Genomic DNA, 7,562 nt, shown 5'->3' on the forward strand with positions numbered 1-7,562 from the left:
GACGACATCATCGTCTCCGACGAGAAACTGAACGGCCGCCGCGGCGCCGTCAACGTCACGAACTCCGACGAGGACATCGACATCACGTTCGAGGACACCTCCACGACCTCGGCCGTCTCTCCCGCCCCGGGGGCACCCGCCGTGGCGGGAACGTAGTCGCACGGGACGCCGTTCAGGCGGAACTCGACCGGGATCCCGTACGAGGATGACGCGGTCGCGACCTGCACCTGTCCCTGCTCCTCCTCGCCGACCGGGATGGAGGCCCAGTCCCACGCGACGTAGGTGACGTCCTGCCCGACCTGCTCCCAGTCGAAGGCGAGCGAAGCGCTGGTGAGCTGCTGGTCGTCGACGAACCGCCATTGCAGCGTCCACATGCCGGGCACGCCGGCGCCGCCGCGATTCTGCACCCAGAAGTTCGCGATCCCGGCCCCGGGCCAGGTGTTGTAGGTCCATCGGGTGACCGCGCACGTGGACGGGCCGTCGGAGCCTGCCATGGTCCATGCGCCGGCCGTGGTGGTGCGGCCGGCGAATGCCGCGTACGACCCCCGATCGACCCCGAGGATGACCACGACGACGGCGAGGACCAGCGACCCGATGGTCGCGGAGCTCTCGAGGACGAGCCGCCCGAGCGGCCCCTTGCGCATGCGCGGGAAGTACTCGATCGCCAGGCTGCCGCGGATGAGTGCCGCCCCGAGGACGACGGCGGCGATGACGAGGAGCCACCATCCCGCCGACGCCCACGCGATCGGGAGGCCGATCGACGGCACCAGCACCCGGCCGACGCCGATGACCGACTCGGGATCGACCGGCGTCGAGTCGGCCACCTCGTTCGCATCCCCCTTGGTCACGAGGTCGCCGTCGGGCCCGATGTCGACGATGCGATGGAGGAGCCGTTGCTCCGGGTGCGCGGGGTTCGGGAAGAGGATGACCTGCCCTCGCTCGTACCGGTCGAGCGGTTGCACCAGGGCGATGTCGCCGGGCTGGATGGCTGGTCGCATCGAGCCGGAGAGCACCGTCGTGCCCTCGAACCCGAACGGTCGCGGCAGGAACGCGGCGAGCGCCAGGGTGACGATCATGCACGCGACGCCACGGCACAGGGCGACGCGGATGAGCACGGGCCACGGAAGCTCCTCGATCGGTATCCGGCGCCACCCCGCGGCGTTCGCGACCTCCGCCGATCGTGCGTCCTGGCTCAGTTGTTCTGCGCCTCCCACACGAAGGTCACGTCGGCCGACTCAGCCTGCTGCGCCTCGGGAAGGACCTCGTATGCGACGGTGTAGACGACCTGCTCGCCTTCCGCCACGGTGACCGGCAGGATGCCGCCCGCGTAATCGGTGAGCGTCTGGAACTCCGCGAGCGTCCCCGTCCACGGCCCGTCGCTCGACGCGGGAGCCGGCGTGATCGTGAGCCGGAGGTTGTCGGCCAGGCTCTGCGTCGCGCCGGTCGTCTCGGCGTAGAGCCGCACCTCGGCATCGAGCGATCCGGTGTAGGTGACCGTGACGTCGGCCGATCCGGTGGCACCTGGAGCGAGGTCATCGAGGAGGAAGACGGACTGGCCCGCCTTGTCGTTCGTGATCTCCACGGTGCCCGAGGAGAACGAGCTCGAGCCGGTTTCGGTCTGCGCCGTGAACGCCGAGTACGAGGCCTGGTAGATCAGCACGCCCGCGACGATGATCGCGAGCCCGATGATGATCGCCAGGATCCAGAATCTCGCACTTCGCCCGCGCGATCCGGTGTCGGGTCCCCGTGGCGTGGTGGTTTCGTCAGTCATCGCGTACCCCCCAGTCCGCGACCGCGCCGAGACGGCATCGGCCGGCACCGCCCCCCAGCGGCTGGACCACAGCGTACTCCCCTGAGCGGGCGGGCGGTCCAGCCGGATCGTGGCGTGGCGCGGCATCCGTGAACCGAGCATGCTGGTGGCCATGACGCGAACGGATGCCGCACGCCGATCGCTGCGCGTCGCGCGACCGGACGGCGCGGAGATCGCCGTTGAGGTGATCGGCGAGCCGGCGCATCCCGTCGTGCTGCTCGTCGCCGGTGGCGAATCGTCGATGGACTGGTGGCGGCCCGAGTTCTGCGACCTGATCGCGACGCGCGGCTTCCGCGTGCTGCGCTACGACCAGCGTGGCATGGGCGAGACGACGCTCGGTCCGCCCGGCACTCGCCGTGACGGGCTGCCGGTGGCCGTCGACGATGCGCTCGCGGTGCTCGACGCCGCCGGAGCGAGCGACGCGCACTGGGTGGGGTTCTCGGCGGGCGGATGGGTCGCCCAGCTCGTGGCGCTCGACCACCCCGACCGGCTGCGCGCGCTCACCCTGGTGTCGACCTCCCCGACGATGTTCGAGGCCGACGCCGACCTGCCCGGCGCCACCGACCGTATGCGAGCGACGTGGGCGAGCCCGCTGCCCGAGCCCGACTGGAGCGACCCCGAGGCGGTGATCCAGCACCACGTCGACGTCGACCGCGACTATGCCGGCGTCGAGTTCGACGAGGCGCACGACCGCGCGATCTGGGCCGACACCGTGCGCCGTTCGCCCGGCATGCACCGCGACGAGGGCGGGCCGGAGGTCATCGAGGAGGCTCCGCGCTGGAGGGAGCGCCTGGGCGGGATCCGGGTTCCGACGACCGTGGTCCACGGCACCGCCGACCCGGTGTTCCCGATCGGCAACGGGGAGGCGCTGGCGCGCGATATCCGCGGGTCCCGGCTCGTGACGATCCCCGGCGGCGGCCACGAGCTGCCCCCGGCCGCGTGGCCCGCGGTGGTCGATGCGATCACCGGCACCCCGTGACATCCGGAGCCCGACGCGGCAGGCTGGACCGCATGGGAACCGTGACGATCTCATTCGAAATGACGCTCGACGGGGTCTTCGACCAGATGGAGCACTGGTTCGATGAGAACGACCCGGGGCTGCAGCGAGCTTCCGACGAACTCGTCTTCGGGGCCGACGCGGTGCTGCTCGGCCGCGAGAGCTACGAGTTCTTCCGCGAGTACTGGCCGAAGCAGACCGACGACCGCGGCTTCGCAGCGCACTACAACGCGCTGCCCAAGTACGTCGCGTCGACGACGCTCACTGGTCCGCTCGACTGGAACGCGACGCTCATCGAGGGCGATGTCGCCGAGGCGGTGCGCGGCCTGCGCGAGCAGTACGGGTCGATCATCTCGCACGGCTACGGCGGGCTGGCGGCCGCCCTCGTCGACGCCGGTCTGGTGGACGAGATCCGCGCCGGCATCCACCCGTTCATGGTCGGCACCGACGGGCAGCGGCTGACCACGCCGCATCCGGTCGGCCTGAAGCTGCTCGGCGTGGAGTCGACCGATTCGGGCATCATCGCCGCGAGATACGCGCCGGCGTCGTCGGCGAACTGAGCGACCAGGCGCCTTCCGGTCGTGCGTGAGCCGCGTTCGGGGGAACGCGGCGCAGCGGCATCGGGCGTACCCTGCGGTTGTCGGCCCACCCGAGGGCCGTCGGACGGAGTGTCCACGATCATGCGACGCGCCCACATCTCCCCACTCGGTGTCACCTTCGGCGTCGCCGTGGCCGCCATCCTCGCCCTGGGCGCTTCGGCGCCTGCCCACGCCGAGCAGGTCGTCACGAGTGACGATCTCGCGTTCCGCCTCGTCGTGGCGGGCTCGTCGGGCGAGGCGGGCGCGTCGGCCGAGGGCGACGCCGACGGCGATGGCGTGTCCGACGCATCCGACGTGTGCGCCGACACCACGTTCACGGCGGGTCCGGCCGACCTCAAGACCAAGGGCGACTCAGCGAAGGCCAAGGCCAAGTCCGACGGGAAGCCGTCCAAGCCGATGCGCAACCACAAGCCGACCACGCTGAAGCCCAACCACTACTGGTCGACCAGCGGTGCCGGCTTCGTCGACGCGACCGGCGTGGTCGCCTACACGCTCGACGAGACGGGCGGATGCTCCGCCGAGCAGATCATCGCCGCCGCGGGCCTGGGCAAGGGGCACATGAAGCACGGCATCTCGGGCGGGGCGATGAAGAAGTGGCTGGCGTCGCTGGAGCAGTGACCTGCACCTAGCATGAGCGGGTGGACTTCTCACTCGCCTTCACGCCCGATCTCATCGCCGTCTTCGTCACGCTGTTCGTGCTCGAGATCGTGCTCGGCGTCGACAACGTCATCTTCATCTCGATCCTCGCGTCGAAGCTCCCCACCGAGCAGCAGGCCCGGGCGCGCAACCTCGGCCTGACGCTGGCCATGGTCATCCGGGTCGTGCTCGTGTTCTTCGCCGGCTGGATCATCACGCTGAAGGAGGACGTCGTCGTCTGGTTCGGGATGGGCTTCTCGATCAAGGACTTCATCCTCATCGCGGGTGGCCTGTTCCTCGTCTACAAGGCGGTCACCGAGATCCACCACAAGCTGGAGGGCGCCGAGGAGGAGCACGGTGCCGCGCCCAAGCGCATCACGTTCGGGTCGGTCCTCATCCAGATCCTGCTGCTCGACATCGTCTTCTCGCTCGACTCGGTCATCACGGCGGTCGGCATGACCGAGAACCTCCTCGTCATCATCACCGTGGTCGTGCTCTCGTTCGGGATCATGCTGTTCGCGTCGCGCTTCATCTTCACGTTCGTGAACCGGCATCCGACCGTCAAGATGCTCGCGCTGTCGTTCCTGCTGCTCATCGGCGTGTTCCTCATCGCCGAGGGCTTCGGCATCAAGATCGACAAGGCGCTCATCTACGCGCCGATGGCGTTCGCCATCCTCGTCGAGGCGTTGAACCTCGTCGCCTCCGCGCGCAAGGCGAAGCGCGAGCAGCGACGGCAGCACGCCGTGCAGCTGCGACCCCAGTACCCCGACGTCGACGAGTCGATCGCCGTGTCGGCGGCGCTGTCGGCGGATGCCAACGCAGGCTCGGTCGGCCTGTCCCGGCATCCGGTCGCGGGCGCCACGGATGCCGCGGAGGAGCGTGCCGGGCTCGGCTGAGCCGTGAGCGATCAGCCGTCGGCCGCCCGCCGCGAGTTGTAGCCCACGCGCGCGAGGAACTCGAGCACCCGCCGCGTGAGCAGTTCGGTCGCAGCCGCGTCGTAGCTCGGCAAGCTGGAGTCCGCGAAGTAGTGCTGGTCGCCCGGGTAGAGGAAGAGCTCGGCGTCGTCGGCGGAGGCCACGAGCTCACGAGCGGCGTCGACGTCGCCCTCGTCCATGAAGATGGGGTCGGCGTCCGCTCCGTGGATCTGCGCGGGGAGACCGGCCGGCCACCCGCCGAACTCCGCGGGCGGCAGGCAGGAGTAGAAGAACAGTGCGCCCTTCGCGCCGGCGCGGGTCTGGGCGAGCTGCTGCGCCGGGATGACGCCGAGTGAGAAGCCGCCGTAGACGAGCTCGGTCGTCAACGACTCCGCCGCCCGCTGGCCGCGGGCCATGATCTCGTCCCAGCCGACCTCGCGGGCGTAGCCGACGCCCGCCTCGATCGTGTCGAAGGTGCGCCCTTCGAAGAGGTCGGGAGTGTGCACCGTGTGGCCCGCCCCGCGCAGCTCGTCGGCGAACGCGCGCAGTCCCTCGGTGGGACCCAGTGCGTGGTGGAAGAGCAGGATCTCGGTCATGTGGTGGTGCTCCCTTCGGTCTGGCGATCGACTCCATCGATCGCACGGTCTTCGCCCGCGACGGCAGTCGACGAGCGCTCACTCCAGCAGTTCGATGATCTCCCCGGCGTGTCCATGATCGAGCAGGTGCAGCACCCGATCCGCGACCTCCTGCGGTGGGATGAGCGGCCCGGCCGCGCGCTGCTGCTCGGGACTGAGCGCGGCGAACTGCCGGTGCGCGCGATCGAGGCCGATCCAGCCGGGCACGACGCAAGATCGAGGTGTACAACCGCAGGTCGGCCTCACGAACACGTACTGGTCGGTGCTGCTGCCTCGGCCGGGTCGAGCAGCCGGTAGTCGAGTCCGTTCCTCGCCAGCGCGGCCGCTGCGGAGGGATCGACCGGGATGCTGCGGGGATCGAACGACATCGGTCCAGCGTAGCGAGCAGACCTGATCGGCGGCACAATGGGAGGATGACCGGGCAAACGCTTTCCCAGATCGAGCGGGCGATCGACGGGCGACATCCGCTCCGTTCGGTGTTCCGCCTCCTCGACCTCCACCGGGGCCGCGTGCTCACGGCCGTCGGCTTCTTCGCGCTCAAGGACACGCCCCTCTGGCTGCTCCCGGTCGTGACCGCTGGCATCATCGACGTCGTCGTCGACGGCGGCCCCATGTCGACCCTGTGGCTCTGGGCGGGCGTCGCCCTCGTCGCGCTCCTGCAGAACTACCCCAACCACGTCATGTACACGCGGCTCTTCATGGGCGCCGTGCGCTCCATCGGCGCCGACCTGCGCAATGCGCTCGCCTCGCGACTCCAGTCGCTGTCGATCGGCTTCCACTCCCGCGCGAACTCGGCCGTCGTGCAGACGAAGGTCGTGCGCGACGTCGAGAACGTCGAGGTCATGCTGCAGCAGACGACGCATCCGCTGCTCTCGGCCACGATGGTGCTGCTCGGCGCGATCGTGATGACGGCCATCAACGTGCCCGCCTTCCTGCCCGTCTACGCGCTCGCGATCCCGCTCGCCGTGCTGCTGCGCGCCATCCTCAACCGGCGCAGCGCCGCCCGCAACGAGACCTTCCGCCGCGAGGTCGAGCAGTTCTCCGCCCGCGTCGGCGAGATGGCGACGCTCATGCCCATCACCCGGGCGCACGGCCTCGAGCAGACCGCCGTCACCCGCGTCGCCCGCGGCGCCGAAGGCGTGCGCAGCGCCGGGTTCCAGCTCGACCTGCTCAACGGCCGCTTCGCGTCGCTGTCCTGGGTCAGCCTGCAACTGCTGGGCGTCGGATGCCTCGTGCTCGCCGCCTGGATCTCCATCACCGGGCTCATCCCCATCACCCCGGGCCAGGTCGTGCTGCTCAGCTCCTACTTCGCGTTGCTCACCGGCGCGGCGACGAACCTCCTCATGCTGCTGCCCGTGATCGCGCGCGGCACGGAGTCGATCCGGTCGATCGCCGAGGTCGTGCAGGAGCCCGACCTCGAGTTCAACGAGGGCAAGCGCCCGGTGCGCGAGGTGCGCGGCGAACTCGGCCTCGACCACGTCGAGTACCGCTACGACCTCGGCATCCCGCCCGCACTCGACGACGTGACGCTCGACATCCGCGAGGGCGAGACGGTCGCGTTCGTCGGCTCGTCGGGATCGGGCAAGTCCACGCTGCTCAACCTCGTGCTGGGGTTCCTCCGTCCGACGCGCGGCCGGGTGCTGCTCGACGGCGTCGACATGGAGGAGCTCGACCTCCGCACGTTCCGCCGGTTCGTGTCGGTGGTGCCGCAGGAGTCGGTGCTGTTCGAGGGCACCATCCGCGAGAACATCGCCTACGGCCTCGGCGAGGTGAGCGACGAGCGCGTGCTCGCCGCCCTCCGCGACGCGAATGCCCTCGAGATCGTCGAGGCGCAGCCCGAGGGGTGGGACACCGTCGTCGGCGAACGCGGCGCCCGGCTCTCGGGCGGCCAGCGCCAGCGACTCTCGATCGCGCGGGCCCTCGTGCGCGACCCGCGGGTGCTGCTGCTCGACGAGGCCACGAGCGCGCTCG

The 7,562-nt window shown here is 70.2% G+C and carries 10 protein-coding genes; 5 read left to right on the plus strand and 5 right to left on the minus strand.

Annotation, left to right across the window (positions count from 1 at the left end):
* Positions 1-1,076, minus strand: a 1,076-nt coding sequence (locus GH736_RS13745; protein ID WP_159604204.1) for a signal peptidase I, incomplete at its 3' end; no start/stop codon positions are given.
* Between the two features lie 116 nt (positions 1,077-1,192).
* The gene (locus tag GH736_RS13750) at positions 1,193-1,771 is read right to left on the minus strand and encodes a hypothetical protein (RefSeq protein WP_159604206.1); all 579 of its coding nucleotides are present in this window, start codon (positions 1,769-1,771) and stop codon (positions 1,193-1,195) included.
* A 151-nt stretch (positions 1,772-1,922) separates the two neighbouring features.
* On the opposite strand from GH736_RS13750, the gene GH736_RS13755 reads away from it, so the two are divergent.
* The 4 genes from GH736_RS13755 to GH736_RS13770 all read left to right on the plus strand — a co-directional run bounded on the left by GH736_RS13755 (position 1,923) and on the right by GH736_RS13770 (position 4,938).
* Positions 1,923-2,789, plus strand: a complete 867-nt coding sequence (locus GH736_RS13755) for an alpha/beta fold hydrolase (RefSeq protein WP_159604208.1) — start codon at positions 1,923-1,925, stop codon at positions 2,787-2,789.
* A 41-nt stretch (positions 2,790-2,830) separates the two neighbouring features.
* Positions 2,831-3,367 carry a dihydrofolate reductase family protein gene (locus GH736_RS13760; protein WP_159604210.1) on the plus strand — a complete coding sequence of 179 codons (537 nt, stop codon included), beginning with the start codon at positions 2,831-2,833 and terminating at the stop codon, positions 3,365-3,367.
* 120 nt (positions 3,368-3,487) lie between these two features.
* Entirely contained in the window at positions 3,488-4,024 is a 537-nt protein-coding gene (locus GH736_RS13765) for a hypothetical protein (protein ID WP_159604212.1), read from the plus strand.
* A gap of 20 nt (positions 4,025-4,044) precedes the next feature.
* Positions 4,045-4,938: a TerC family protein gene (locus GH736_RS13770; RefSeq protein WP_159604214.1), complete on the plus strand. Its 894-nt coding sequence runs from the start codon at positions 4,045-4,047 to the stop codon at positions 4,936-4,938.
* Positions 4,939-4,949: 11 nt separating this feature from the next.
* On the opposite strand, the gene GH736_RS13775 is transcribed toward GH736_RS13770, so the two are convergent.
* From GH736_RS13775 to GH736_RS25525, 3 genes are all read right to left on the minus strand, one after another.
* Complete coding sequence (locus GH736_RS13775) at positions 4,950-5,552, minus strand: dienelactone hydrolase family protein (protein WP_159604216.1); 603 nt, start codon at positions 5,550-5,552, stop codon at positions 4,950-4,952.
* Positions 5,553-5,630: 78 nt separating this feature from the next.
* On the minus strand, positions 5,631-5,798 hold the full coding sequence (locus tag GH736_RS13780; protein ID WP_159604218.1) for a hypothetical protein: 168 nt from the start codon (positions 5,796-5,798) through the stop codon (positions 5,631-5,633).
* 35 nt (positions 5,799-5,833) lie between these two features.
* The gene (locus tag GH736_RS25525; RefSeq protein WP_268891242.1) at positions 5,834-5,959 is read right to left on the minus strand and encodes a hypothetical protein; all 126 of its coding nucleotides are present in this window, start codon (positions 5,957-5,959) and stop codon (positions 5,834-5,836) included.
* A gap of 45 nt (positions 5,960-6,004) precedes the next feature.
* Between GH736_RS25525 and GH736_RS13785 the strand changes: the two genes are divergently transcribed.
* Positions 6,005-7,562 (plus strand): ABC transporter ATP-binding protein (locus GH736_RS13785; RefSeq protein ID WP_159604220.1); only part of this gene is annotated, 1,558 nt, incomplete at its 3' end.

The organism is Agromyces humi, assembly GCF_009720255.1.
GTDB classification, from domain to species: Bacteria; Actinomycetota; Actinomycetes; order Actinomycetales; family Microbacteriaceae; genus Agromyces; species Agromyces humi.